Origin of the sequence: Stutzerimonas nitrititolerans, from assembly GCF_003696285.1 — a bacterium.
In the GTDB taxonomy this organism is placed as follows: Bacteria; Pseudomonadota; Gammaproteobacteria; order Pseudomonadales; family Pseudomonadaceae; genus Stutzerimonas; species Stutzerimonas nitrititolerans.
Genome location: NZ_RFFL01000017.1, coordinates 1 through 24335 on the forward strand (window position 1 = coordinate 1; position 24335 = coordinate 24335).

Sequence of the window (24335 nt, forward strand, 5' to 3'; positions counted from 1 at the left end):
GCACGATGGACAGGCGATAGGAGTAGACCGGGCGCTCGGCCTGCTTGGGAACGAAGTAGTACATGATTCCCAGGAAGCCTGCGGTCAGGAAGAAGCCCACGGCGTTGTGGCCGTACCACCACTGCACCATGGCATCGGTGGCGCCGGCGTACAGCGAGTAGGATTTCATCGCGGTAACCGGGATTTCCAGGTTGTTGACGATGTGCAGGATCGCCACGGTCAGGATGAAAGCACCGAAGAACCAGTTGCCCACGTAGATGTGCTTGGTGGTGCGCTTCATCAGCGTGCCGAAGAACACCAGGGCATAAGCGACCCAGACGATGGCGATCAGGATGTCGATCGGCCATTCCAGCTCGGCGTACTCCTTGGACGTGGTGAAACCCAGTGGCAGCGAGATCGCGGCCAGCAGGATGACCAGTTGCCAACCCCAGAAAGTGAACGCGGCCAGCTTGGGCGCGAACAGAGTGGTCTGGCAGGTGCGCTGGACCGAGTAGTAGGAGGTCGCGAACAGGGCACAGCCACCGAAGGCGAAGATCACCGCGTTGGTGTGCAGGGGGCGCAGGCGGCCGAAGCTGGTCCAGGGCAGGTCGAAGTTGAGTCCGGGCCACGCAAGCTGGGCTGCGATGAAAACGCCGAGCCCCATCCCGACGATTCCCCACACCACCGTCATGATGGCGAATTGGCGGACCACCCTATAGTTATAGGCGGTACTGGTTGCTGTGTTCATGTATGGGCTTCCATCCACGGGTAGTGAGCAGTTTTTGTTGCGACAAGCAGTCATTTCTTTCATAGAAAGAGCGAGGCAAGCATGGTGAATGGGCACATGGCCGGTATTGACGCCGGTCAATACACGCAGGGTGGGGAAATACCGCAAATTGTCGCGGATCGGCCGGCTGGCGAAACGTTGGCCAGCCTGATCCTGGCCCATGGCGCGGGTGCGCCGATGGACAGTCCGTTCATGCAGGAAATCACCGCGCGGCTTGTAGAACGCGGCATAGCGGTGTTCCGCTTCGAGTTCGCCTACATGGCCGAACGGCGCCTCACCGGTCGCAAACGACCGCCGAACCCGCAGGCGCAACTGCTGGAGCAGTGGCGGGAGGTGTATGAGCGGGTGCGACAGCAAGTCGCGGGCCGGTTGGCCATTGGCGGCAAGTCGATGGGAGGGCGCATGGCCAGCCTGCTGGCCGACGAGTTGCAGGCCGATGCGCTGGTCTGCCTGGGCTATCCCTTCTATGCGGCGGGCAAGCCGGACAAACCCCGTGTCGCACACCTGGCCGGGTTGCGCACGCCGACCCTGATCGTTCAGGGCGAACGCGATGCGCTCGGAGATCGGGCCAGCGTCACCGGCTATGCATTATCGCCGACCATCCAGCTGCATTGGCTTGCCGTGGCCGATCACGATCTGAAACCGCTGAAGCGTTCGGGGCTGACCCATGAGCAGCATCTCGATGACGCGGCCAGCGCCGTCGCCGCGTTCATCGTAGCCAAGCGGTAGAGCGCCCCGCTGTTGCTACCGGTTGAAGCGCTCCACCAGCGAATACTGTGCCTGGGCCGTGGTGGCCAGGTCCTCGCTGAGTTGCGCTGCGCTGCACGCGTCGCTCGACGTCTGGTCGGCGAGGCGCGCGATGGTGTTGACGTTCTGGTTGATCTCGTCGGCTACCGCGCTCTGCTGTTCGGTGGCCGAGGCGATTTGCGTCGTCATGTCGATGACATTGGCCATGGCATCACCGATACCGGATAGCGTCTGGTCCGCCTGGATGACCTGCTCCACGCCATGGGTGGCCTGAATGCGGCCTTCCTCGGTGGTTTCCACGGCGTGGCGGGCCTGTAGCTGCAGTTTTTCGATCAGCTGGTGAATCTCACCGGTCGCCAGCGCCGTGCGCTGTGCGAGCTGGCGTACCTCGTCGGCCACCACGGCGAAACCGCGGCCGCTGTCGCCGGCGCGGGCCGCCTCGATAGCGGCATTGAGCGCCAGCAGGTTGGTCTGATCGGCGACGTTCTTGATCACGTCGACTACCTTGCCGATTTCATCGCTGCCATGGGCCAACTGGTTCACCGCCTCGGCAGTTCGTGCGACCGAGTCGGACAGGCGCTGAATCGCTTCGCGCGTCTGTGCCGCCACATCCCGGCCTTGCTCGGTGAGCTGGTTGGCTTGCTGGGTGGCTTCGGCGGCGCGCGCGACGCTGCCGGCGACTTCCTGGGTCGTCGTGGCCATCTGGTTGATGGCGGTGGCGACCTGTTCGGTTTCCTGATGCTGTTGCGTCAGGCCGCTGGAGAAACTACGAGCCAGCGCGTCCGATTGCCGGGCTTGGGCCTGCAGTTGAACGGCGCTGTCCTGCAGGCGTGTCAGGCAGGTTTTCAGGTGCGCTCGTTCGCTGAGCATGGCCATTTCCAGCTGGGCTTCAATGCCGCGGCTGTCGGTGTACATCGTTGCGATCAGAGGGTCGCTGGTGGTTTCCCGGGCGAGATACAGCAATCGTTTCAGGCCGCGTTGCTGCCAGTGCAGGCCGGCCAGCCCGAGGGGTACGGAGAGCAGGGCGGCAAGGGCGAAACCGAGGGAGTGATTCAACCAGGCGCCGATCACGAAGCCGAGCTGGCTGACGAGAATGAAGGGCAGCCATTTGGTCAGCACCGGTAGCCAGCGGTCGCGCCTGGGCACGCCGCTCTTGCCGGCGTTGAGCCTTGCGTAGAGTGTCTCTGCCCGCTGTACCTGTTCAGGGGTGGGTTTTGTACGCACCGACTCGTAGCCGATTACCTTGCTCTGCATGTCCAGCACGGGTGTCACGTAGGCGTTGACCCAGTAGTGGTCGCCGTCCTTGCGGCGATTCTTGACCACGCCCATCCACGGCTTGCCCTGCTTGAGCGTGGCCCACATATGTTCGAACACCGCCGATGGCACGTCGGGATGGCGAATCAGGTTATGGGGCGCACGAATCAGCTCGGCGCGATCGAAGCCGCTGACTTCGGCGAAAATGTCGTTGCAGTAGGTGATCCGGCCTTTGAGATCGGTGGTCGAGACCAGGCGCTGCTGGTCGGGAAAAGCGTACTCACGCTGGGTTACGGGCTGGTTATTACGCATCGACAATCACGCCTGCAAGGTTATTCGTAAGGATGCACCTGAGCTGTTCTGGTTATCGTTTCAGGGCATAAGGACACAATCGGCTGTTGATGGGACCTCTTGAATATAAAAAACTGATCGCCCGATCAGTTTTTTATATGAGCCCCTGAAGCGCTTTCATTTTCCTGCAATCTTCGCCGTCTACTGTCAGCTCATGTCCGGGCGTTCTCGCAAGCGTGAACGAAAGAAGTTTTACTGCCAGGGAACCGGACATGGCGCATGGAACGACCTGGGATGCAGCAGGATGGCAGGCGAACGAGGCTGAAGGATCGGCATGCGCCGGTGCGAAGGAACCGCACCGGCGTTTTCGTTCATACCCTGAGCAGGGGGTCCCTGGCTCGTTCAGCTGCCGAGTAGCTGGCGCAGCACGAAGTGCAGGATGCCGCCCGCCTTGAAGTACTGGACCTCGTTCAGGGTGTCGATGCGACATAGCACCTGGAAGCTGTTGCGGGAACCATCGGTGCGTTCGACGTCCACCGTCAGCATCTGCCTCGGCTTGATGTCGGCGCTCAGCCCGCGGATCGACAGTTTCTCCGTGCCATCGAGCCCAAGCGTCTTGCGCGTCTGGCCGTCGACGAACTGCAGCGCCAGCACGCCCATGCCGATCAGGTTGGAGCGATGGATACGCTCGAAGCTTTCGGCAATCACCGCTTTCACGCCCAGCAGATTGGTGCCCTTGGCGGCCCAGTCGCGACTGGAGCCCGTGCCGTATTCCTTGCCGGCGATCACCACCAGCGGCACACCCTCTGTCTGATAGCGCATCGCCGCATCGTAGATCGACAGCTTTTCACCGCCTGGCTGGTAGAGGGTATTGCCGCCTTCCTCGCCGCCGAGCATCTCGTTCTTGATGCGAATGTTGGCGAAGGTGCCGCGCATCATCACTTCATGGTTGCCGCGCCGCGAGCCGTAGGAGTTGAAGTCTTCCGGCTGGACGCCCAGCTGTTGCAGGTACAGGCCGGCTGGGGAGCTGGCCTTGATATTGCCCGCGGGCGAGATGTGGTCGGTGGTGATCGAGTCGCCGAACAGCGCGAGGATGCGCGCGTTCTCGATGTTCCGCGGCGGCTGGGGCGGTTGCCCGATGTGCTCGAAGAACGGCGGGTTCTGTACATAGCTGGAGCTGTCGTTCCAGGTGTAGGTGTCGCCTGGCGTCACGGCGATTGACTGCCAGTGTTCGTCGCCCGTGAAGACATCAGCGTAACGGGTGCGGAACATCTGTCCGTCGATCTTGGCCACGGCCTCGCTCACTTCGGCGCTGCTGGGCCAGATATCCCTGAGGTAGACGGGGCGATTCTGCGCGTCGTGGCCAAGCGGTTCGCTATTCATGTCGATTCGCGTGGTACCGGCCAGGGCGAACGCCACCACCAACGGTGGCGAGGCCAGCCAGTTGGCCTTGACCATCGGATGCACGCGCCCCTCGAAGTTGCGGTTGCCGGAGAGCACCGAGGACACGATCAGGTCGTTGTCGGTGATCGTCTGGCCGATCGCCTCGGGCAGGGGCCCGGAGTTGCCGATGCAGGTCGTGCAGCCGTAGCCGACCAGGTTGAAGCCCAGCTGGTCGAGGTAGGTCGTCAGGCCGGCGCGCTCCAGGTAGTCGGTCACCACCTTGGAGCCGGGGGCGAGCGATGACTTGACCCAGGGCTTGCGCTGCAGGCCCCGCTCCAGCGCTTTCTTCGCCACCAGGCCGGCGGCCATCAGCACGTTGGGGTTAGAGGTGTTGGTACATGAGGTGATCGCCGCGATGACCACGGCGCCGTGTTTGAGATCGAACTGCTCACCGGTCACGGCAAAGCCTTGGTCAGCCTGCGGTTTCCTGCCGCTGGTCTCCAGCAACAGGTCGAACGAGGCGCCGATGTCGCCCAGCGAAACCCTGTCCTGGGGCCGCTTGGGACCGGCCAGGGAGGGTTGCACTTCGCTGAGATCGAGTTCCAGCGTGGCGGTGAACAGCGGGTCCGGCGAGCTGGTGTCGCGCCACATGCCCTGCGCCTTGCTGTAGGCCTCGACCAGCGCGATGCGCTCCTCGTCGCGGCCGGTCAGGCGCAGGTAATCGAGCGTGATCTGGTCGACGGGGAAGAAGCCGCAGGTCGCACCATATTCAGGGGCCATGTTGCCGATGGTGGCGCGATCGGCCAGCGGCAGGTGATCTAGACCGGGGCCGAAGAACTCGACGAACTTACCGACCACGCCCTGCTTGCGCAGCATCTGCGTGACGGTCAGCACCAGGTCGGTGGCGGTCACGCCCTCGTTGAGCTTTCCTGTCAGGCGCATGCCGACGACTTCGGGAATAAGCATGGAGACCGGCTGACCCAGCATCGCCGCTTCCGCCTCGATGCCGCCGACGCCCCAGCCCAGTACGCCGAGGCCGTTGATCATGGTGGTGTGTGAGTCGGTACCGACCAGCGTGTCGGGATAGGCGATGGTCTTGCCGTCCTCGTCGCGCGTCCAGACCACCTGCCCGAGGTACTCCAGGTTGACCTGGTGGCAGATGCCAGTGCCCGGCGGTACCACGCGGAAATTGTCGAAGGCCTGCTGGCCCCAGCGCAGGAATTCGTAGCGTTCGCCGTTGCGCTTCATCTCCATGGCGACGTTCTGCTCGAACGCCTGCTCGCTACCGAAGCGGTCGACCATCACCGAATGATCGATCACCAGGTCCACGGGCGACAGGGGGTTGATTCGCTGCGGATCGCCGCCCGCTTTGGAGACCGCATCACGCATTGCCGTGAGGTCGACCACGGCAGGCACGCCGGTGAAGTCCTGCATCAGCACCCGCGCGGGGCGATACTGGATCTCGCGGTCGGAGCTGCGGGACTGCAGCCAGGCGGCCAGTGCGGCGAAATCCTCGGCGTGGACGGTCAGGTTGTCTTCCCAGCGCAGCAGGTTTTCCAGCAGCACCTTGAGCGAGGTCGGTAGTCGGCTGATGTCGCCCAGCTGCTTGGCGGCCTCGGGGAGGCTGTAGTAATCGTAGGCCTTGCCGTTCACCTCGAGGCTGCGGCGGCATTTCAGGCTGTCCACGGATGGCATTCGTCGTCTCCTTAAGCCCGCACGGTCGGGCAGGGTGAAGAAGGGCATGTCTTGACCTTAGCCCTCGGTGACGCATCTGGCCACGGAAGCCTGTACGAGGCAGCTCCGTGGCTATCGATTTGCAGGCTTGGTCGCGCATGGCGTGCCCGTTGTCCGGCGGCGTTTGCAACCGAGAGGGGCTTGCCTGCAACTGTTCACTGGACCGGGCGAACGAGCCTGGGGTTCCCGTTCTTTTCCGCCTGCGGCGTTGTCGGTGAGGTCCGGGGTGACCTGAAGCAGCGCTTGGGCGACAATGCCGCCCTGTTTCAGGAGTGACTCATGTCCCAGACAGCCGAAATTGCAATCGACGCGACCCTTGACGCGAGCGGTCTCAACTGCCCCGAGCCGGTGATGATGCTGCACAACAAGGTGCGCGATCTGGAGGGGGGCGCACTGCTCAAGGTGATCGCCACGGATCCTTCGACCCAGCGCGACATACCCAAATTCTGTGTTTTCCTCGGGCACGAGCTGGTCAGCCAGCAGGAGCAGGAAGGCACCTATCTATACTGGATCCGCAAGAAGAGCAGCTGAAAGGTAGCTTTTTTAGTTGGCGTCGCTGCCGAGCCCCTGCTGCGCCATGAGCTCGGCGACCCACTCGATGAACACCCGCAATTTGGTGCTGACGTGCCTGTTCGGTGGAAATGCCAGATACAGAGGCATGGTATCCAGCTGCCAGTCCTCGAACAGCGGCACCAGTTCGCCGCGCTGCAGATGTTCGCTAGCCATGTATCGCGGTAGCCAGATGATGCCCAGACCGGCGACGCCGGCCGCAAGATAGGCATTGCCGTCGTCGACCGCGAGCACGTAGCGGCCCGCCACGCTGATGTGCTCGTCGGCGCTGTGCATGACGTGCGGGAAGACCCTGCTGGCGCGCGCCCAGTGAAAACGCACGATGCGGTGGTGCGAGTCTTCCAGTTCCCGGGGGTGGGTAGGTGTTCCGGCGCGTTGCAGGTAGCTCGGAGCGGCATAAATCCCAAAGTGCAGTTCGCCCACGCGGCGCGCCATCAGCGATTGATCGGCCAGTTCGCCGCCGCGCACGACGCAATCCACGTTCTCTCTGATCAGGTCCACGTTGCGATCGCTCACGCCCATGTCGAGCTGGATGTCCGGGTAGCGTGCGTGAAAGTCCGGCAGGGCGGGTATCAGAATCAGGCGCGCCAACGGGCTGGGCACATCCAGCCTCAGCTTGCCGCGAGGAAGGGTAGCGGCGCTGGACAGGCTGGTTTCGGCATCGTCCATGTCGGCCAGCAGACGTACCACACGTTCGTAATAGGCGGCGCCATCAGCCGTGACGTTGACCTGGCGCGTAGTGCGGTTGAGCAACCTGACGCGCAGGCGCGCTTCGAGCTGCTGTACCAGCTGCGTCACGCTGGTCTTGCTCATGTGCAGGGTGGCCGCTGCCTTGGTGAAGCTGCCTGTCTCCACCACGCGGGCGAAGGCCTGCATCGCGTCGAACCTGTCCATCGAAGCTCCTGGCCAGAATTGTTTGGCATCTGCAAACAGTGATGGGTGGACTCGCGAGTTTATCCAGGCGCCGGAGACTTCTACAGTCTCGGCTCGATAAACAGGGCCGCCAACGGCCCAGGATGGAGGCAGATCATGATGAGGGGTGATGTGGTTTTTCCCGAGGGGCGCCAAGCGCTCTATGAGCGCAACAGGTATTCCCCGGCGATTCGGTCGAACGGATTTCTGTTCGTTTCCGGGCAGGTCGGCAGTCGCGAGGATGGTTCGCCCGAGCCAGATCTCGAGGCACAGGTCCGGCGCGCCTTCGACAACCTGAGTGCAATTCTGAGGGCCGCTGGCTGCACCTTCGAAGACGTGGTCGATGTCACGGTCTTCATCGTCGACCCGGAATCCCATTTCGAGAAGATCTGGAGCGTGGTTCCCGAGTACTGGGGCGGCGCTCCACACCCGACATTGACGGCTGTGGGCGTGACCTGGCTCTACGGCTTCCAGTTCGAAATCAAGGTGATCGCTAAGCTGCCGGAAGCCTGAGGAAGGAGCGGGGGCTGTTCTGGTCGGGCAAGGCGCCGCTCAATCCCCGCGGTATTCGCAGCCGCTGGTGCAGGTCTCGTGGATCCGAACCCGCGACAGTTCGGGAAGCACGGGCTTCAGCTCGCCCCAGATCCACTTCGCCAGATTCTCGCTGGTCGGATTTTCCAGGCCTGGCAGGTCGTTCAGGTAGTTGTGATCGAGGCGCTCATAGAGCGGCTTGAAGATGGCCTTGATCTCGCCGAAATCGCGAATCCAGCCGGTGTGCGGGTCGACCTCACCCTCTATATACAGCGCCACTCGGAAAGAATGGCCGTGGAGGCGGCCACACTTGTGCCCCTCGGGTACGTGCGGCAAACGATGCGCGGATTCGAACGTAAACTCTTTGAAGATTTCCACTGGACTGGCTCACCCCAAGCAGGCCTCGACGGCCAAAGCGCGCATTTTATCTTCTTTTCTTCGCGACGGGGCCGAGAACGCGGATTGCCCGTCGCTCGGTTCTTTTGACACGGCTTGCCACGTGCTGCAAAGTACGCCGCTTTTTGTCAGGTCTGCCAGTTACAAGGGGATGGTATGAATGCGGTAGTCGCAGCGGTAGCGATCATGCTGGTTCTCAGCTTGTGCCGGGTTCACGTGGTGGTGGCGCTCATAGCTGGCGCCATCGCGGGGGGACTGTTGGGCGGGCTGGGCATCGAGGGTAGCCTGGCTGCCTTCAACAAGGGTTTGGGTGGCGGTGCCACGGTCGCGCTTTCCTATGCATTGCTCGGCGCATTTGCCGTGGCGATCGGCAAGAGCGGATTGGCCCATGCACTGGCAGACAAGGTGCTGGCCGTACTCGGTCGGAAAGAGGTGAGCGGTGGTGGCGCGGTCAAGTGGATGCTGGTCGGCCTGCTGCTGGCTGTGGCGATTTCGTCCCAGAACATCCTGCCGATTCATATCGCCTTTATCCCGCTGCTGGTTCCGCCACTGCTTTATGTGCTGACCAAGCTTCAGATCGATCGCCGGCTGATCGCCTGCGTCCTCACATTCGGTCTGATCACGCCGTACATGTTCCTGCCGGTCGGGTTTGGCAATATCTTCCTCAAGGAGATCCTGCTCGCCAACGTCGCCAAGAGCGGGGCAGATGTAGCGGGCGTCGCCGTTACTCAGGCCATGCTGATTCCGGCGCTGGGAATGGTCACCGGCCTGTTGATCGCGCTGTTCAGCTATCGCAAGCCGCGGGCGTACGAGTTGCAGAAAGTCGATGGCTCGGTGCAGGCGGGCGTCCAGTACAGCCCGCTGACGCTGCTCGTCGCGGGCGTCGCGATTGCGGTCGCTTTCGCCATTCAGTTGTGGCTCGACTCGATGATCATCGGCGCGCTGGCAGGCTTCGTGATCTTCTCGGTCTCGCGGGTAGTGCGTTGGCGCGAAGCCGATGACCTGTTTACCGAAGGCATGAAGATGATGGCGATGATCGGCTTCATCATGATCGCCGCCTCGGGTTTCGCCGAAGTCATGCGCGAGACCGGTCAGGTGAAAACGCTGGTCGATGCGTCAGCGCAATTGATTGGCAACAGCAAGGCGGTAGGCGCGCTGCTGATGTTGTTGGTTGGCCTGCTGGTGACCTTGGGCATAGGCTCGTCGTTTTCCACCGTCCCGATCATCGCCGCGATCTTCGTGCCTCTCAGCATGGAGCTGGGTTTCAGCACCCTGGCCATCGTCAGCCTGGTCGGAACCGCTGGCGCCCTGGGCGATGCCGGCTCGCCAGCTTCCGACTCGACGCTGGGCCCGACGGCGGGGCTGAACGTGGATGGCCAGCACAACCATATCTGGGATACGGTGGTACCGACCTTCCTCCACTACAACCTGCCGCTGCTGGTATTCGGCTGGGTTGCGGCCATGGTGCTCTGATACGCGACATCGAAAGTTGGATGTTGCAGCAAGCAACATCCAACGCTACTGCCTGCACTCCTTCCGGCGAACGTTGACTAAAAGGAACAACTACCGCGACAGGGTGCATGATGGTCAACTCGAGGCTCGAACAGAAAGTATTCCTCGCTCTGTTGCTTGTCGTATCGGTGGCCTTCGGCTGGATACTCCTTCCTTTCTACGGTGCGGTGTTCTGGGCCGTGATCCTGGCGATCATCTTCGCCCCGATACAACGTCGTTTGCTCGCCCGCCTGAATGCTCGGCGGAACCTGGCAGCTCTTGCCACCCTGTTCATCTGCCTGTTGGTGGCGGTGCTGCCGGTCATTCTCATTGCCGGGGTGCTGGTGCAGGAAGGCACGACGCTCTACAAGCAGATCGAGAGCGGTGAAATCGATATAGACAGCTTCGTCAGCCATGCGAAGGAGTTGTTGCCGGCATCCTGGCAAGCGCAGATGCAGCGTTTCGGGTTGGGCGACATGGACCAGATTCGCGAACGCCTGGCCAGTAGCGCCCTGCAGGGCAGCCAGTTCCTGGCGACCAAGGCCTTCAGTTTCGGGCAGGGTACCTTCCAGTTCATGCTGAGCTTCTTCCTGATGCTCTACCTGCTTTTCTTCCTGCTGCGCGATGGCCGCGAACTGGTCGCTCGCATCCGAAAGGCGGTGCCGTTGAGCGATAACCAGAAGAGGCGACTGTTCAGCAAATTCACCCGCGTGGTTCGCGCCACCGTAAAGGGCAACATCGTCGTCGCGGCGACGCAGGGGGCACTGGGAGGAATCATTTTCGCGATACTGGGAATCCCCAGCGCGGTGCTCTGTGGTGTGCTGATGGCTTTCCTGTCGTTGTTGCCTGCCGTCGGCGCCGGGGTAATCTGGACGCCCGTGGCGATCTATTTCCTGATGAAAGGCCTCATCGTACAGGGCGTGATCCTGATTCTGTACGGCGTGCTGGTCATCGGTCTGGTCGACAATATCCTGCGTCCCATCCTGGTGGGCAAGGACACCAAGATGCCGGACTACGTGGTGCTGATTTCCACGCTCGGTGGCTTGAGCCTGTTCGGACTGAACGGATTCGTCATCGGTCCGCTGATCGCTGCCTTGTTCATTTCGGCGTGGGGGCTGTTTACCTCGCCGGGGAATGAAAACGCTGCCTAGGCTCCGGCGCGGACGCGTACGAAACGGGAACGGACCCTAGTGCCGTTGCGTCGGCGAAGCCCCTGAAGCTCAAACGAAAAAAGCCCCGGCGAATGCCGGGGCTCTCGTATCAGCACCTGCCTGGCCCGAAGGCCAGGCGGCAAACCGTTCCGCTTAGTGGAACTGGTTCATGGTGTTGTCTTTACCGCTTGCCTTCAGAGCCGCTTCGCCAGCGAAGTACTCCTTGTGGTTGTCGCCGATGTCGGAGCCAGCCATGTTCTGGTGCTTGACGCAGGCGATGCCCTGGCGCAGTTCCTGACGCTGAACGCCCTTGACGTAGGCCAGCATGCCTTCTTCTGCGAAGTACCCTTTGGCCAGGTTGTCGGTCGACAGCGCAGCGGTGTGGTAGGTCGGCAGGGTGATCAGGTGGTGGAAGATGCCGGCGTGGGCCGAACCGTCCTTCTGGAAGGTGCGGATCTTCTCGTCGGCGACCTGGGCCAGTTCGGTCTCGTCGTACTCGACGCTCATCAGCTTGGCGCGGTCGTAGGCGGAAACGTCCTTGCCTTCGGCGACGAACGCGTCGAATACCTGCTGACGGAAGTTCAGGGTCCAGTTGAAGGACGGACTGTTGTTGTAGACAAGCTTGGCAGTCGGAATCACTTCACGGATGCGGTCGACCATGGCCTTGATCTGGCCAACGTGCGGCTTCTCGGTTTCGATCCACAGCAGGTCGGCGCCGTTCTGCAGGCTGGTGATGCAGTCCAGCACGCAACGGTCTTCACCGGTGCCCTTGCGGAACTGGAACAGGTTGGACGGCAGACGCTTGGGACGCAGCAGCTTGCCTTCGCGCTTGATCACGACATCGCCGTTGCCCAGCTCGGCCTCGGTGATTTCTTCGCAGTCGAGGAAGGAGTTGTACAGGTCACCCAGGTCGCCCGGCTCCTTGGTCACGGCGATCTGCTTGGTCAGGCCGGCACCCAGGGAGTCGGTACGGGCAACGATCACGCCGTTGTCGATACCCAGCTCGAGGAACGCGTAGCGAACGGCCGCGATCTTGGCGAGGAAGTCGGCGTGAGGAACGGTCACTTTGCCGTCCTGGTGGCCGCACTGCTTCTCATCGGAAACCTGGTTCTCGATCTGGATGCAGCAGGCACCGGCTTCGATCATGCGCTTGGCCAGCAGATAGGTGGCTTCCGGGTTGCCGAAACCGGCGTCGATGTCGGCGATGATCGGGACGATGTGGGTTTCGTAGTTGTCGATCTGCGACTGGATCTCGGCGGCCTTGGCTTTGTCGCCGGCTTCGCGGGCAGCGTCCAGAGCGGTGAACAGCAGGTCCAGCTCGCGGCTGTCGGCCTGGCGCAGGAAGGTGTACAGCTCCTCGATCAGGTCGGAAACGGCAGTCTTCTCATGCATCGACTGGTCCGGCAGCGGGCCGAACTCGGAACGCAGGGCGGCGACCATCCAGCCGGAGAGGTAGAGGTAGCGCTTGTTGGTGGTCTTCAGGTGCTTCTTGATGGAGATCAGCTTCTGCTGACCGATGAAGCCATGCCAGCAACCCAGCGACTGCGTGTAAACGGACGAGTCGGCGTCGTACTCGGCCATGTCCTTGCGCATGATGTCGGCGGTGTACTGAGCGATTTCCAGACCGGTCTTGAAGCGGTTCTGAGCGCGCATGCGAGCCACGGACTCAGGGTTGATAGCGCTCCAGCTGCTTCCAGCTACTTCTTTCAGAGCGGCAACGGCCTTGATGTCGTTTTGATAAGCGGACATGGTCAATCCTTTCAAAGAAATTCGTGTTTGGTTGAGCACCGACTTTCCCACCGAAACCTACGTGCTAGCGCTGATCAGCGAGGCAACACGCGGCAGAGCGTCGAAATACCGACCGGGACGAGGATTGAACCAAGGAGAGGAGGGGTGTGCAGTTACGACCGCAAGAGGCCGGCCAGCTGCGGAATGATCGTGGGCATTCCGGCACACAGCGACACGGGGTCGTTGAGTGACTCAGCAGTACTGACGTCTCGAGCTGATACGTTAATCGCTTCCCCGTCCCTCGGGACGACTCGTTCCAGTCGCAACCTCGTCAGTCCGCCTTGTGGGCAGTACAGTCACGGATCGGCTCTGCTGGTTGGCTGAGCGCGTTCCGGAGACCCTTGCCAGGGCCCCTGGTTAGCGGGAGCGAGGCAATCATGCTCCGCCAAAAAAGGTTCGTCAATCGTTTTGTAGTGATTTTTTTAAGGCACTACATTTTTCGGAAGATTGCCGGAAACGGGAAGTTCGGTCAGTCCAGCGTGTCCACTTTGATTCGCAGCGACAGGTCCTGACGACCTTCCGTGGTGTGGCGGCGAAGCAGGCCGCTCTCGCTGGAAGCGCTGTTCTCGTCGATGCCGCCGAGCGGAATCCATTCGCCGAGTCTGCCGCTGACGCGGGTGTCGGTCGTTTGGACGTTGATGATATCGGGGCGGATTCGCTCGACGCGGTCGTTCTGGCTGCTGATCGTCACGTGAACCCTGTCGCCGGCGACTGTCGCGGTTGCGTAGAAGCCGCGCATCACGTTCTGGTACTGGGTCTGCTGATAGGGCTGGCCATAGCCATCGGTGCCGGTCGTGGTGAGGGGGATGCTCTGCCCGATCTGGATCAGGGCGGGGTAGCCCTCGGTTGCCTGGACCTGCTGGGTGCCGCCTCCCAGATCCTGGGTGCTGCGTCGAATGATGCGAACCTGGTCGCGTCCCCTGACTTCGCCCCGGCCTGCCTCGATCTCGACGTTGCCGATATTGGCCGAGCCGTCGACCCGGTAGCCGCGATCCGCTGAGCTCGCCGAGTTGCGGGTGTCGACGCTGATCAGCAGACGCTTGGGTTCGCTGTCCAGCTGGCCGAGTACACCGCGTAGCTCGTCGATCACCGCCGGAGGTGCATTGACGATCAGCTGGCTGCCGTAAGCGTTCACCTTGCCCTGATCGCCGACGACCGACTGCGCGATGGGAAGCACGTCTTCGGCCATGCGGTAATTCATCTGGATGATTTCGGTGGCGGCGAAGAGGGGAAGGCTGATCAGGCAAACCAGGCCGGCGAGAATACGGCGTAGCGTCATGGCAGGAAGCTCCGCAGATCGGGGTCGGAAAGACTGTGGTCCCAAGCTTGATCGAACTGTGACTGCCGGAGGCGCGCTTTGCCGGGATCGTTGTGCAGAGCATAGCCGGTCTGCTGATCGACCTTCGACCGTACCATCAGGCTGTGGCCATCGACGACGAGGAATGCGCAGTCTTCGTTGGGGTACTCGGGGTTCAGTTTGCGAATATGCAGCCTGCTGGTCAGGCGGCGCGCCAGCGCCAGCAGCAGGTGGCCCTCACGGACCGCCGACCCGGCGTCGCGTACCAGCACCCGCAGCCGGTTGCGCGGGTGTGCCAGCAGGAAACGACTGCAAACCTGTTGGATAGCGCTGTTGTTGTACAGCCAGCGCTCGAGGTCCGGGCTGTAGAGGCAGATGTCGCGGTTTGCGCCCTGAAACAGCGCGAGTGCATGTGCTCGTGCTTCTTCGGGGGAGGTGAAGTGCTGGAGTGCCCTGCCTTGCGCGATGGCGACCGCCGGCCGAGGCTCTTTGGCTGGAAGTTCGGTGTCGGGGTTGTGCACGGAGAAACGCCCCGGTGAGTCGAATTCGATAGCCGGCAAATCGGCTGATGCGTTCGAATCGTTCGGGGCGTCGCGCTGCATGACTGCTCAGTGGCTCTTGCGCAGCATGTCGACGTGGGGGATGCCGGCTTCGAGGAACTCGTCGCTGACCACGGTGAATCCCAGTCGCTCGTAGAACGAGGTGGCATGAACCTGGGCGGTGAGCTTCTGCTCCGTGAGCCCGCGGCGCTCGGCCTCGGCGATCACGGCCTGCATCAGTGCACCGCCGACATTCATGCCGCGCCAGTCGCGCAGCACCGACACGCGACCGATCTGGCCGTCGGCCAGCAACCGTGCGGTACCGATCGGATAACCGCTTTCCAGCGCGAGGAAATGCACGGCTTCGGCGTCGTCGGAATCCCATTCCAGTTCTGGCGAAACGGACTGCTCGGCGATGAAGACTGCTTCCCGGATACGTCGCAGATCGGCATTGTCCTGCTGCCAGTCGGCGAGGCGTACTTGTATCTCACTCATCAGCGAACTCCAGACTTCCCTGCTTGACCAGTTGCCACAGAAGATTACGCCCATCCTCGTCGTTCAGCCATTGGCTGAGGTTCTCGACATGCAGGGCTTCGGCGGAGCAAATCAGTTTCAGTAGCGGTTGAAGATGCGCCGGGAGCAGGCGGCTCTGGCCACTGGCGAACAGCAGCAGGCCGATGTCCACCTCGCTCCAGGCCAGGCGTGCCGCTGGATTGCGCACCAGCACGGCGCCGTCTTCCAGTGCCGAGAGCAGCTCGTCCGAATCGATCTCCGGACCTTCGACCCGCTCCGGATAGCGCGGCTCGGTCATGAACTGGCCGAACCAGGTGAGCAACAGGCGCTCGTCACCCATATGCTCGTCCAGCAGCGCTCTCAGTCGCTTCAGCGCATCGCTCTGGATCTGATGGGGATCCTCGGCTGGCTGCAGGTCGGCGTCGCTGTAGCGCTCCTCGTCAGGCAGAAATTGAGCGAGGAAATCGGTGAAATGGGTCAGTACTTCTGCTGCGCTCGGCGCGCGGAAGCCGACCGAATAGGTCATGCAGGCGTCTTCGGCGGTGCCGAAATGGGCCAGGCGCGGCGGCAGATAAAGCATGTCGCCCGGTTCCAGAACCCATTCGTCGGTGCCCTGGAAGTCGGCCAGGATACGCAGGTCGCCGTGCTCCAGCAGCGGGCTTTCACTGTCGCACATCTGGCCGATGCGCCAGCGACGCTGGCCATGGGCCTGCAGCAGAAATACATCGTAGTTGTCGAAATGCGGGCCGACGCCACCACCCGGCGCGGCGTAGCTGATCATCACGTCGTCGATGCGCCAGTTCGGCAGGAAACGGAAGTGCTGGAGCAGCTCGGCGACTTCCGGGACCAGTTGATCCACGGCTTGCACCAGCAAGGTCCAGTCACGTTCCGGCAGCTGCTGGTAGATGTCTTCGGCGAAAGGACCGCGACGCAGTTCCCAGGGGCTGTCGCCATGCTCGATGACCAGACGGGATTCGACTTCCTCTTCGAGCGAAAGGCCAGCCAGTTCGTCCGGGGAAAGAGGGTTCTGGAAATCCGGAATGGCCTGGCGAATCAGCAGCGGTTTCTTCTGCCAGTAGTCGCGCAGGAATTCCCGGGCGCTGATGCCGCCCAGAATTTGCAGTGGAATATCAGAGGTCATGCCTAACACCTTGCTCTGCGGGCAGAGCTGCAAATAAAAACGCCCGGCACGGCCGGGCGTGTGCAGTTGAAATCGTTCAGATGCGCTTGGCCTGGGCCACCGCATTGCCGATGTAGCCGGCCGGGGTCAGCAGGCGCAGTTCGGCCTTGGCTCCGGCCGGGATATCCAAGCCGTCGATGAAAGCCTGCAGCGCATCGGGCGTGATGCCCTTGCCGCGGGTCAGGTCCTTGAGTTTTTCGTAGGCGTTTTCCACCGCATAGCGGCGCATGACGGTCTGCACCGGCTCGGCCAGCACTTCCCAGCAGTTGTCCAGGTCTTCGGCGATGCGCGCCGCGTTCAGCTCCAGCTTGCCGATACCCTTCAGGCTTGCTTCATAGGCGATGACGCTGTGGGCGAAGCCGACGCCGAGGTTGCGCAGTACGGTGGAATCGGTCAGGTCACGCTGCCAACGGGAAATCGGCAGTTTGCTGGCCAGGTGCTGCAGGATGGCGTTGGCTATCCCCAGGTTGCCTTCGGAATTCTCGAAGTCGATCGGGTTGACCTTGTGCGGCATGGTCGAGGAGCCGATTTCGCCGGCAACGGTCTTCTGCTTGAAATAGCCGAGCGAGATGTAGCCCCAGATGTCGCGGTCGAAATCGATGAGGATGGTGTTGAAGCGCGCCACGGCGTCGAACAGCTCGGCAATGTAGTCGTGCGGCTCGATCTGGGTGGTGTAGGGGTTCCAGGCAAGGCCGAGGTCGTTCTCGATGAACTCGCGCGCGTTGGCTTCCCAGTCGATGTCCGGGTAGGCGGACAGGTGGGCGTTGTAGTTGCCCACGGCGCCGTTGATCTTGCCCAGCAGGGGCACCGCGGCAACCTGGGCGATCTGCCGCTCCAGGCGGTAGACCACGTTGGCCAGTTCCTTGCCGAGGGTGGTCGGTGAGGCGGGCTGGCCATGGGTGCGCGACAGCATCGGCACATCGGCGAACTGCACGGCCAGCGCACGAATCGACTCGGCCAACTGACGCATCAGCGGCAGCAGCACCTCATCGCGGCCTTCGCGCAGCATCAGTGCGTGGGACAGGTTGTTGATGTCCTCGCTGGTGCAGGCGAAATGAATGAACTCGTTGACCTTGGCCAGCTCCGGCAGCTGCTTGGCCTGCTCCTTGAGCAGGTACTCCACCGCCTTGACGTCGTGGTTGGTGGTGCGCTCGAACTCCTTGACCCGCTCGGCATGCTCCAGCTGGAAGTTGCTGGCCAGCTGCTCGAGCAGGGCGGTGGCTTCGGCGGAAAAGGCCGGCACCTCGGGAATGCCGTCATGGGCCGCCAGGCGCTGGAGCCAGCGGACTTCGACTTGCACACGGCAGCGAATCAGACCGAATTCACTGAAAATGGGACGCAGAGCGCTGGTTTTGCCGGCATAGCGGCCATCGACGGGGGAAACCGCGGTGAGCGAGGAAAGCTGCATGGGAGGCATTCTCGGACAGACGAGCAACGAAAAGAGGGCGCAGATTATACATGAAAGCACCCGCCGGGCCCGACTCAATGCAGCGAGTCTCGTTTGCGACCGCTCGGTCACCGGCGCCGCGGTGTGCCAGAGCGTGGTGAAGGTGCTGGCGGTTACTGGTCGTCGGGCTGGGAGCGCAGGCGAGGGTAGAGGGCATCGAGCAGCTTGCGGCGGCTGATCACCATCTGCCAGCGATGGCCGCCGAGCTGGCGCCACAACCTGGCCGAGCGGATGCCGGACAACAGCAGCGCACGAATCTTGGCGGCATTGTCGGGTTGTTGCAGATGGCGCATGTCGCCCTGGACCTGGATGCGCTGGCGGAACGTGCTGAGCGTGTCCTGGTAGAGGCCGCCAAAGGATGCGACGACGTTCTCGTGGGTGATGCCGAAGTGCTCGACCTGCTGCTGGATCTGGTCCAGTCGGCTGCCGATGATCTGCAGCATGTCGTCGCGCTTGGCCAGTTGACGCTCCAGGCCGATCATCGCCAGTGCGTAGCGCAGCGGTTCGCGTTGCAGGCTGCTGCTGTCGCGCTCCAGCGCCCCGACCAGCACGCGATAGCCTTCGCGCAGGTTGAGATCGTCGCCGCCGTAGATTTCCTGCGTCGTGTCCGGATTGCGCGCCAGCAGGCTGCCGAGCATGCAGCCCAGTTGAGCAGTGGGGGCCTGTCCGGTGCGAGCGATCCGATCGACCAATGCCGCTGCCTCGAACACGGCGCCAAGGGCGATCAACTGTTCCTGCAAGGGGCTCATGCGTGCGTTCCTTCGAACCAGGGCTCGGCACGTTCGATGACGCCGCCGCCCAGGCAGACTTCTCCGTCGTAGAGCACCACCGATTGGCCCGGGGTGACCGCGCGTTGAGGCGAGTCGAACACGACTCGGTAGCCGTCGGGGCCATGGTGCAGGGTACACGCCTGGTCACCCTGGCGATAACGGACCTTGGCGGTCAGCCGCAGTGGCCCGGAAAGGTCGAGCGGATTGACCCAGTAGATTTCCGAAGCGTACAGCGCGCGGGAAAACAGCCAGGGGTGATCGTTGCCCTGGCCGACGATCAGAACGTTGCGCTGCAGATCCTTGCTCAGGACGTACCATGGGTCGTCGCCGGCATCCTTGAGGCCGCCGATTCCCAACCCCTGGCGCTGGCCGATGGTGTGATACATGAGCCCGTGGTGCCGCCCGATCACATCGCCATCGATAGTCTCGATGTCGCCGGGCTGTGCCGGCAGGTACTGCTTGAGGAAGTCGCTGAAGCGTCGTTCGCCGATAAAGCAGATGCCGGTGGAGTCCTTCTTCTTGGCGGTTGCCAGCGCGTATTTTTCCGCGATGGCACGAACCTGCGGTTTTTCCAGTTCGCCCACCGGGAACAGCGTCCTGGCGATCTGCTCGCCGCCCACCGCATGCAGGAAGTAGCTCTGATCCTTGTTTGGATCCAGGCCCTTGAGCAGCTCGCTGCGGCCGTCCAGGTCGCGGCGGCGAACGTAGTGGCCGGTGGCGATGAGGTCGGCACCCAGCATCAGTGCGTAATCGAGGAAGGCCTTGAACTTGATTTCGCGGTTGCAGAGGATGTCCGGATTGGGCGTGCGGCCGGCCTTGTATTCGGCGAGGAAGTGCTCGAACACGTTGTCCCAGTATTCTGCCGCGAAGTTGGCGGTGTGCAGCTTGATGCCGATCTTGTCGCAAACGGCCTGGGCATCGGCCAGGTCGTCCTTGGCCGTGCAATACTCGGTGCCGTCGTCTTCCTCCCAGTTCTTCATGAACAGGCCTTCGACCTGGTAGCCCTGTTCGAGCAGGAGGAGGGCGGAAACGGAAGAGTCCACGCCGCCGGACATGCCGACGATGACGCGCTGTTTTTCCGGAATGATGGCTGCTGGATCGGACATGGGCATTCGGGGGTAGCGGTAAAAGGGCAGGATTCTAACAGGTTAGGGGCTGAACGCTCTCAGCTTGTTAGTCCCGTATCACTTCCAGGCCATGCAAGGGCCCGTTCAGGTAGTCGTCTATGCAGCGAGGCACCAGTTCGCTGCGCCAGCGCTGCGGCTGAGCCGCCAGCTCGTCACGGCTCAGCCAGAGGGTGCCGGCAATATCGGTATCGAGGCTGCGATCGGCGTGATGGCGCAGAGGCTTGGCGGCGAAGCAGACCCGCTGATAGGTCACTCCGTTGCTCGGCGCGGTGTACAGGTAGATGCCCACGACGCCGGTGAGCTCCACGTCCCAGCCGGTTTCCTCCAGCGTTTCCCGCAGGGCGGCCTGGCGCAGGCTTTCATTCGCTTCCAGGTGCCCGGCGGGCTGATTGAGCACCAGGCGATCCTGCTTGAGCTCTTCGACCAGCAGAAAACGCCCCTGGTCTTCGATGATCGTCGCGACGGTGATGTGAGGTTGCCAGGTCATATCGATTCGCTCGTGTCCTGATTGATGTTGTTCATGGTCGGCGCCATAAGCAGAAACCCCGGCGCGGGGCCGGGGTTTCTGCTGTTTCCAGGCGCGAACCTTGGCAGGCGTTAGGCCATCGCAGCAAGTGCCGCGTTGAAGGTCTGGCTTGGACGCATGACCTGGCTGGTCAGTTCGGGGTTGGAGCGATAGTAACCACCGATATCCACGGCCTTGCCCTGGGTATTGTTGAGTTCCGCGACGATGGCGGCCTCGTTTTCGGTCAGGGTTTTCGCCAGCGGAGCGAAGCGGGCCTGCAGTTCGAGGTCCTCGGTCTGCGCCGCAAGTTCCTGTGCCCAGTACAGCGCCAGGTAGAAGTGGCTGCCGCGGTTGTCCAGCTCACCGGTCTTGCGCGACGGCGACTTGTTGCTGTCGAGCAGCTTGCCGGTGGCGGCGTCGAGTGCCTTGCCCAGCAGCTTGGCTTTCTGGTTGCCGGTCTTGATACCGGTTTCCTCGAAAGACACGGCCAGTGCGAGGAATTCGCCCAGCGAATCCCAGCGCAGGTGGTTCTCTTCGATCAGCTGCTGCACGTGCTTCGGAGCCGAGCCGCCGGCACCGGTTTCGTACATGCCGCCGCCGGCCATCAGCGGAACGATGGACAGCATCTTGGCCGAAGTGCCCAGCTCCATGATCGGGAACAGGTCGGTCAGGTAGTCGCGCAGTACGTTGCCGGTTACCGAGATGGTGTCCTGGCCGCGAATCATGCGCTCCATGCTGACGCGGATGGCTTCGTTGTAGCCCATGATGCGGATGTCCAGGCCGCTCAGGTCGTGCTCCTGCAGGTAGGCCTCGACCTTTTTGCACAGCTCGCGATCGTGGGCGCGCTCGGGATCCAGCCAGAAGATCGCCGGGGTGTCGGACTGACGGGCACGGGTGACGGCCAGCTTGACCCAGTCGCGGATCGGCGCGTCCTTGGTCTGGCACGCACGCCAGATGTCGCCTTTCTCGACTTCGTGCTGCATCAGCACGGTGCCGTCGGCCAGCACGACGCGCATGGTGCCGTCGGCGGTCATTTCGAAGGTCTTGTCGTGGGAGCCGTACTCTTCAGCCTTCTGCGCCATCAGGCCGACGTTCGGTACGCTGCCCATGGTGGTTGGGTCGAAGGCGCCGTTGGTCTTGCAGAAGTTGATCATCTCCTGGTAGATGCGGGCGTAGGTGCTTTCCGGCATCACCGCCTTGGTGTCCTTCAGCTTGCCGTCCTTGCCCCACATCTGGCCGGAGCTGCGGATCATCGCCGGCATCGAGGCGTCGACGATCACGTCGCTGGGGATGTGCAGGTTGGTGATGCCCTTGACCGAGTCGACCATCGCCATTTCCGGGCGGCCGGCGTAGCAGGCGTGGATGTCGTCGAGGATTTCTTCCTGCTGCGAGGCGGGCAGGGACTTGATCTTGTCGTAGACGCTGCTGATGCCGTTGTTCGGGTTGACGCCCAGTTCGTCGAACAGCTTGCCGTACTTGTCGAACACGTCCTTGTAGTAGACGCTGACGGCGTGGCCGAAAACGATCGGGTGGGAGATCTTCATCATGGTCGCCTTGACGTGCAGGGACCACATGACGCCCGTTTCCTTGCAGTCCTGCAGAGTCTTCTCGAAGAACTCACGCAGCTTCTTGCAGCTCATGAACATGCTGTCAAGGACTTCGCCTTCCTGCAGCGACAGCTGTTTCTTGACCTCAACCTGGCCATCCTTGCCGACGAACTCGAGGCGCACATCACCGGCCTTGGCCATGGTGACGGACTGTTCGCTGGAGAAGAAATCGCCGCCGCGCATGTAGTCGGCGTGAGACTGCGACGCCATGCTCCACTTGCCCATCGAGTGCGGGTGCTTGCGTGCGTAGGCCTTGACTGCCGCCGGGGCGCGACGGTCGGAGTTGCCTTCGCGCAGAACGGGGTTCACCGCGCTGCCCAGCACCTTGCCATAGCGGGCACGCACTTCTTTTTCCGCATCGGTCTGCGGGTCTTCGGGGTAGTTGGGAATGTCGTAGCCCAGAGCCTGCAGCTCGGCGATGGCAGCCTTGAGCTGCGGTACCGAGGCGCTGATGTTGGGCAGCTTGATGATGTTGGCTTCGGGCGAGGTGGCCAGTTCGGCGAGCTTGGCAAGATCGTCCTCGACGCGCTTGTCGGCACCCAGTTGATCGGCAAAGCTTGCGAGGATGCGCCCGGCAAGAGAGATGTCGCGTGTTTCGACGTCGATGTCAGCGGTGGCTGCGAAGGTTTCCACGATGGGAAGCAGCGAGTAGGTAGCGAGTGCTGGTGCTTCGTCGGTGAAGGTGTAGATGATTTTCGAACGGGTGGGCATTGGCAATACTCTCTTCTTGCAGGGCGTGCACTGAATCGCTCGATGTGCGCGGGTAGACGCTCCGGCTCTTCGTTTCGTCGGGCCGGAAATCGAGGATTCGCCGCGATGATATTTGGTGCACCAATAGAGTGTTGAGCAGTTGAGCCGCAAACTGTGGTAATAGCTCGGCGGCTTTCAAGAAGCGCAAGGTTGCTTGCAACAGGCTCGCCTCTTATGACTCGTTAGTCACCTAAGGAGTATACCACCGCGCCCAGCCGTCTGAGTGCGCTCGTGGCATAGACGAACGAACATATGGTTCCACCCGTTTCCCTGAGTTACCCTTCCTGAACGACCACTGTTCAACCACAGACGGAGTCAAGCATGGGATACCAAAAGATCCAGGTGCCAGCCGGCGGTGACAAAATCACCGTCAATGCCGATCACACCCTGAATGTTCCGGATAACCCGATCATCCCTTATATAGAAGGGGATGGTATTGGCGTCGACATCAGTCCGGTGATGATCAAGGTCGTCGATGCGGCTGTCGACAAAGCCTATGGTGGCAAGCGCAAGATCGCCTGGATGGAAATCTACGCTGGCGAGAAGGCGACTCAGGTTTACGATCAGGACACCTGGCTGCCGAAGGAAACGCTGGAAGTCGTGCGCGACTATGTCGTTTCCATCAAGGGTCCTCTGACCACTCCGGTCGGTGGTGGTATCCGCTCTCTCAACGTCGCCCTGCGTCAGGAACTGGACCTGTACGTCTGCCAGCGTCCGGTTCGCTGGTTCACTGGTGTGCCGAGCCCTGTGAAGAAGCCGGCCGATGTCGATATGGTGATTTTCCGCGAGAACTCGGAGGACATCTATGCCGGCGTCGAATGGAAAGCCGGCTCTCCGGAAGCGGAAAAGGTCATCAAGTTCCTCACTGAGGAAATGGGCGTCAAGAAGATCCGCTTCACAGAAAACTGCGGCATCGGCATCAAGCCGGTTTCGCTGGAGGGCACCAAGCGCCTGGTTCGCAAGGCGCTCCAGTATGCGGTGGACAATGATCGAAGCTCCGTGACCTTCGTTCACAAGGGCAACATCATGAAGTTCACCGAGGGTGCCTTCAAGGAGTGGGGTTACGAAGTGGCACGCGACGAATTCGGCGCGCAGTTGCTCGATGGTGGCCCCTGGATGCAGTTCAAGAACCCCAACACGGGCAAGAATATCGTCGTCAAGGATGCTATCGCCGATGCCATGCTGCAGCAGATCCTGCTACGGCCAGCCGAGTACGACGTGATCGCTACCCTGAACCTCAACGGTGATTACCTTTCCGATGCCCTGGCGGCTGAGGTGGGTGGTATCGGGATCGCGCCGGGCGCCAATCTGTCCGATACGGTCGCCATGTTCGAGGCGACCCATGGCACGGCACCGAAATACGCCGGCCAGGACAAGGTCAATCCGGGCTCGCTGATTCTTTCAGCCGAGATGATGCTGCGTCACATGGGGTGGGTCGAAGCGGCTGACCTGATCATCAAGGCAACCGAAGGCGCCATTGCTGCCAAGACGGTGACCTACGACTTCGAGCGTCTGATGGATGGCGCAAAGCTGATGTCGTGCTCCGGGTTTGGCGATGCCATGATTTCCCATATGTGATTCAGGGA

The 24335-nt window shown here is 62.0% G+C and carries 21 protein-coding genes; 6 read left to right on the forward strand and 15 right to left on the reverse strand.

Annotated elements, in window-relative coordinates:
• Positions 1 to 727: cbb3-type cytochrome c oxidase subunit I (locus EA795_RS18230; RefSeq protein WP_205891501.1), on the reverse strand; the 727-nt coding region annotated here is incomplete at its 3' end.
• Positions 728 to 808: 81 nt separating this feature from the next.
• On the opposite strand from EA795_RS18230, the gene EA795_RS18235 reads away from it, so the two are divergent.
• On the forward strand, positions 809 to 1495 hold the full coding sequence (locus EA795_RS18235) for an alpha/beta family hydrolase (protein WP_312713218.1): 687 nt from the start codon (positions 809 to 811) through the stop codon (positions 1493 to 1495).
• Positions 1496 to 1510: 15 nt separating this feature from the next.
• Here EA795_RS18235 and EA795_RS18240 read toward each other — a convergent pair whose 3' ends face one another.
• Both EA795_RS18240 and acnA read right to left on the reverse strand, forming a co-directional pair.
• Positions 1511 to 3079, reverse strand: a complete 1569-nt coding sequence (locus EA795_RS18240; protein ID WP_122078830.1) for a methyl-accepting chemotaxis protein — start codon at positions 3077 to 3079, stop codon at positions 1511 to 1513.
• A 381-nt stretch (positions 3080 to 3460) separates the two neighbouring features.
• A complete protein-coding gene (gene acnA / locus EA795_RS18245; RefSeq protein ID WP_122078832.1) occupies positions 3461 to 6136 on the reverse strand; it encodes an aconitate hydratase AcnA in 2676 nt (891 codons plus the stop codon).
• Between the two features lie 318 nt (positions 6137 to 6454).
• Here acnA and tusA point away from each other — a divergent pair, with 318 nt between their 5' ends.
• The gene (tusA, locus tag EA795_RS18250; protein ID WP_014853254.1) at positions 6455 to 6706 is read left to right on the forward strand and encodes a sulfurtransferase TusA; all 252 of its coding nucleotides are present in this window, start codon (positions 6455 to 6457) and stop codon (positions 6704 to 6706) included.
• A 12-nt stretch (positions 6707 to 6718) separates the two neighbouring features.
• Here the strand turns inward: tusA and EA795_RS18255 are convergent, their stop codons facing one another.
• Positions 6719 to 7639 (reverse strand): LysR family transcriptional regulator, encoded by a 921-nt coding sequence (locus tag EA795_RS18255; RefSeq protein WP_122078834.1) that lies wholly within the window; start codon positions 7637 to 7639, stop codon positions 6719 to 6721.
• Between the two features lie 135 nt (positions 7640 to 7774).
• Between EA795_RS18255 and EA795_RS18260 the strand changes: the two genes are divergently transcribed.
• On the forward strand, positions 7775 to 8170 hold the full coding sequence (locus tag EA795_RS18260) for a RidA family protein (RefSeq protein WP_122078835.1): 396 nt from the start codon (positions 7775 to 7777) through the stop codon (positions 8168 to 8170).
• A gap of 39 nt (positions 8171 to 8209) precedes the next feature.
• On the opposite strand, the gene queD is transcribed toward EA795_RS18260, so the two are convergent.
• On the reverse strand, positions 8210 to 8566 hold the full coding sequence (queD, locus tag EA795_RS18265) for a 6-carboxytetrahydropterin synthase QueD (protein WP_058076661.1): 357 nt from the start codon (positions 8564 to 8566) through the stop codon (positions 8210 to 8212).
• Between the two features lie 174 nt (positions 8567 to 8740).
• Here queD and EA795_RS18270 point away from each other — a divergent pair, with 174 nt between their 5' ends.
• Together EA795_RS18270 and EA795_RS18275 are read left to right on the forward strand one after the other, a co-directional pair.
• Complete coding sequence (locus tag EA795_RS18270; RefSeq protein WP_115027672.1) at positions 8741 to 10057, forward strand: Na+/H+ antiporter family protein; 1317 nt, start codon at positions 8741 to 8743, stop codon at positions 10055 to 10057.
• 110 nt (positions 10058 to 10167) lie between these two features.
• Positions 10168 to 11226, forward strand: a complete 1059-nt coding sequence (locus tag EA795_RS18275; protein ID WP_065983504.1) for an AI-2E family transporter — start codon at positions 10168 to 10170, stop codon at positions 11224 to 11226.
• A gap of 153 nt (positions 11227 to 11379) precedes the next feature.
• Here the strand turns inward: EA795_RS18275 and EA795_RS18280 are convergent, their stop codons facing one another.
• From EA795_RS18280 to EA795_RS18330, 10 genes are all read right to left on the reverse strand, one after another.
• Positions 11380 to 12975: an isocitrate lyase gene (locus tag EA795_RS18280; protein WP_014853248.1), complete on the reverse strand. Its 1596-nt coding sequence runs from the start codon at positions 12973 to 12975 to the stop codon at positions 11380 to 11382.
• 508 nt (positions 12976 to 13483) lie between these two features.
• Entirely contained in the window at positions 13484 to 14293 is an 810-nt protein-coding gene (locus EA795_RS18290; RefSeq protein WP_122078837.1) for a secretin N-terminal domain-containing protein, read from the reverse strand.
• Entirely contained in the window at positions 14290 to 14913 is a 624-nt protein-coding gene (locus tag EA795_RS18295) for a DUF7931 domain-containing protein (RefSeq protein ID WP_122078838.1), read from the reverse strand. Before EA795_RS18295 ends, EA795_RS18290 begins: the two co-directional genes overlap by 4 nt.
• 6 nt (positions 14914 to 14919) lie before the next feature.
• The gene (locus tag EA795_RS18300) at positions 14920 to 15345 is read right to left on the reverse strand and encodes a GNAT family N-acetyltransferase (RefSeq protein ID WP_014853245.1); all 426 of its coding nucleotides are present in this window, start codon (positions 15343 to 15345) and stop codon (positions 14920 to 14922) included.
• The gene (locus EA795_RS18305; protein WP_122078840.1) at positions 15338 to 16504 is read right to left on the reverse strand and encodes a ribosomal protein uL16 3-hydroxylase; all 1167 of its coding nucleotides are present in this window, start codon (positions 16502 to 16504) and stop codon (positions 15338 to 15340) included. The genes EA795_RS18300 and EA795_RS18305 overlap by 8 nt, the downstream gene beginning before the upstream one ends.
• Before the next feature lie 76 nt (positions 16505 to 16580).
• Positions 16581 to 17951, reverse strand: a complete 1371-nt coding sequence (gene purB, locus EA795_RS18310; protein WP_122078842.1) for an adenylosuccinate lyase — start codon at positions 17949 to 17951, stop codon at positions 16581 to 16583.
• Between the two features lie 152 nt (positions 17952 to 18103).
• Positions 18104 to 18739: a high frequency lysogenization protein HflD gene (gene hflD / locus EA795_RS18315; protein ID WP_122078844.1), complete on the reverse strand. Its 636-nt coding sequence runs from the start codon at positions 18737 to 18739 to the stop codon at positions 18104 to 18106.
• Complete coding sequence (gene mnmA / locus EA795_RS18320; protein ID WP_014853241.1) at positions 18736 to 19866, reverse strand: tRNA 2-thiouridine(34) synthase MnmA; 1131 nt, start codon at positions 19864 to 19866, stop codon at positions 18736 to 18738. The genes hflD and mnmA overlap by 4 nt, the downstream gene beginning before the upstream one ends.
• A 67-nt stretch (positions 19867 to 19933) precedes the next feature.
• Entirely contained in the window at positions 19934 to 20374 is a 441-nt protein-coding gene (locus tag EA795_RS18325; protein ID WP_014853240.1) for an NUDIX hydrolase, read from the reverse strand.
• Between the two features lie 110 nt (positions 20375 to 20484).
• On the reverse strand, positions 20485 to 22710 hold the full coding sequence (locus EA795_RS18330; RefSeq protein WP_122078846.1) for an NADP-dependent isocitrate dehydrogenase: 2226 nt from the start codon (positions 22708 to 22710) through the stop codon (positions 20485 to 20487).
• Positions 22711 to 23070: 360 nt separating this feature from the next.
• On the opposite strand from EA795_RS18330, the gene icd reads away from it, so the two are divergent.
• The gene (gene icd / locus EA795_RS18335; RefSeq protein ID WP_122078848.1) at positions 23071 to 24327 is read left to right on the forward strand and encodes an NADP-dependent isocitrate dehydrogenase; all 1257 of its coding nucleotides are present in this window, start codon (positions 23071 to 23073) and stop codon (positions 24325 to 24327) included.
• Positions 24328 to 24335: the final 8 nt, after the last annotated feature.

Excerpts from the sequence above, each read along its gene's own strand:
- mnmA (WP_014853241.1), bottom strand. The coding sequence starts at position 19,866 with ATGTCCGATCCAGCAGCCATCATTCCGGAAAAACAGCGCGTCATCGTC.
- EA795_RS18325 (WP_014853240.1), bottom strand. The coding sequence starts at position 20,374 with ATGACCTGGCAACCTCACATCACCGTCGCGACGATCATCGAAGACCAG.
- hflD (WP_122078844.1), bottom strand. The coding sequence starts at position 18,739 with ATGAGCCCCTTGCAGGAACAGTTGATCGCCCTTGGCGCCGTGTTCGAG.
- EA795_RS18295 (WP_122078838.1), bottom strand. The coding sequence starts at position 14,913 with ATGCAGCGCGACGCCCCGAACGATTCGAACGCATCAGCCGATTTGCCG.
- EA795_RS18300 (WP_014853245.1), bottom strand. The coding sequence starts at position 15,345 with ATGAGTGAGATACAAGTACGCCTCGCCGACTGGCAGCAGGACAATGCC.
- acnA (WP_122078832.1), bottom strand. The coding sequence starts at position 6,136 with ATGCCATCCGTGGACAGCCTGAAATGCCGCCGCAGCCTCGAGGTGAAC.
- purB (WP_122078842.1), bottom strand. The coding sequence starts at position 17,951 with ATGCAGCTTTCCTCGCTCACCGCGGTTTCCCCCGTCGATGGCCGCTAT.
- EA795_RS18255 (WP_122078834.1), bottom strand. The coding sequence starts at position 7,639 with ATGGACAGGTTCGACGCGATGCAGGCCTTCGCCCGCGTGGTGGAGACA.
- EA795_RS18260 (WP_122078835.1), top strand. The coding sequence starts at position 7,775 with ATGATGAGGGGTGATGTGGTTTTTCCCGAGGGGCGCCAAGCGCTCTAT.
- EA795_RS18240 (WP_122078830.1), bottom strand. The coding sequence starts at position 3,079 with ATGCGTAATAACCAGCCCGTAACCCAGCGTGAGTACGCTTTTCCCGAC.
- EA795_RS18280 (WP_014853248.1), bottom strand. The coding sequence starts at position 12,975 with ATGTCCGCTTATCAAAACGACATCAAGGCCGTTGCCGCTCTGAAAGAA.
- icd (WP_122078848.1), top strand. The coding sequence starts at position 23,071 with ATGGGATACCAAAAGATCCAGGTGCCAGCCGGCGGTGACAAAATCACC.
- EA795_RS18270 (WP_115027672.1), top strand. The coding sequence starts at position 8,741 with ATGAATGCGGTAGTCGCAGCGGTAGCGATCATGCTGGTTCTCAGCTTG.
- tusA (WP_014853254.1), top strand. The coding sequence starts at position 6,455 with ATGTCCCAGACAGCCGAAATTGCAATCGACGCGACCCTTGACGCGAGC.
- EA795_RS18275 (WP_065983504.1), top strand. The coding sequence starts at position 10,168 with ATGGTCAACTCGAGGCTCGAACAGAAAGTATTCCTCGCTCTGTTGCTT.
- EA795_RS18235 (WP_312713218.1), top strand. The coding sequence starts at position 809 with ATGGTGAATGGGCACATGGCCGGTATTGACGCCGGTCAATACACGCAG.
- EA795_RS18330 (WP_122078846.1), bottom strand. The coding sequence starts at position 22,710 with ATGCCCACCCGTTCGAAAATCATCTACACCTTCACCGACGAAGCACCA.
- EA795_RS18290 (WP_122078837.1), bottom strand. The coding sequence starts at position 14,293 with ATGACGCTACGCCGTATTCTCGCCGGCCTGGTTTGCCTGATCAGCCTT.
- EA795_RS18305 (WP_122078840.1), bottom strand. The coding sequence starts at position 16,504 with ATGACCTCTGATATTCCACTGCAAATTCTGGGCGGCATCAGCGCCCGG.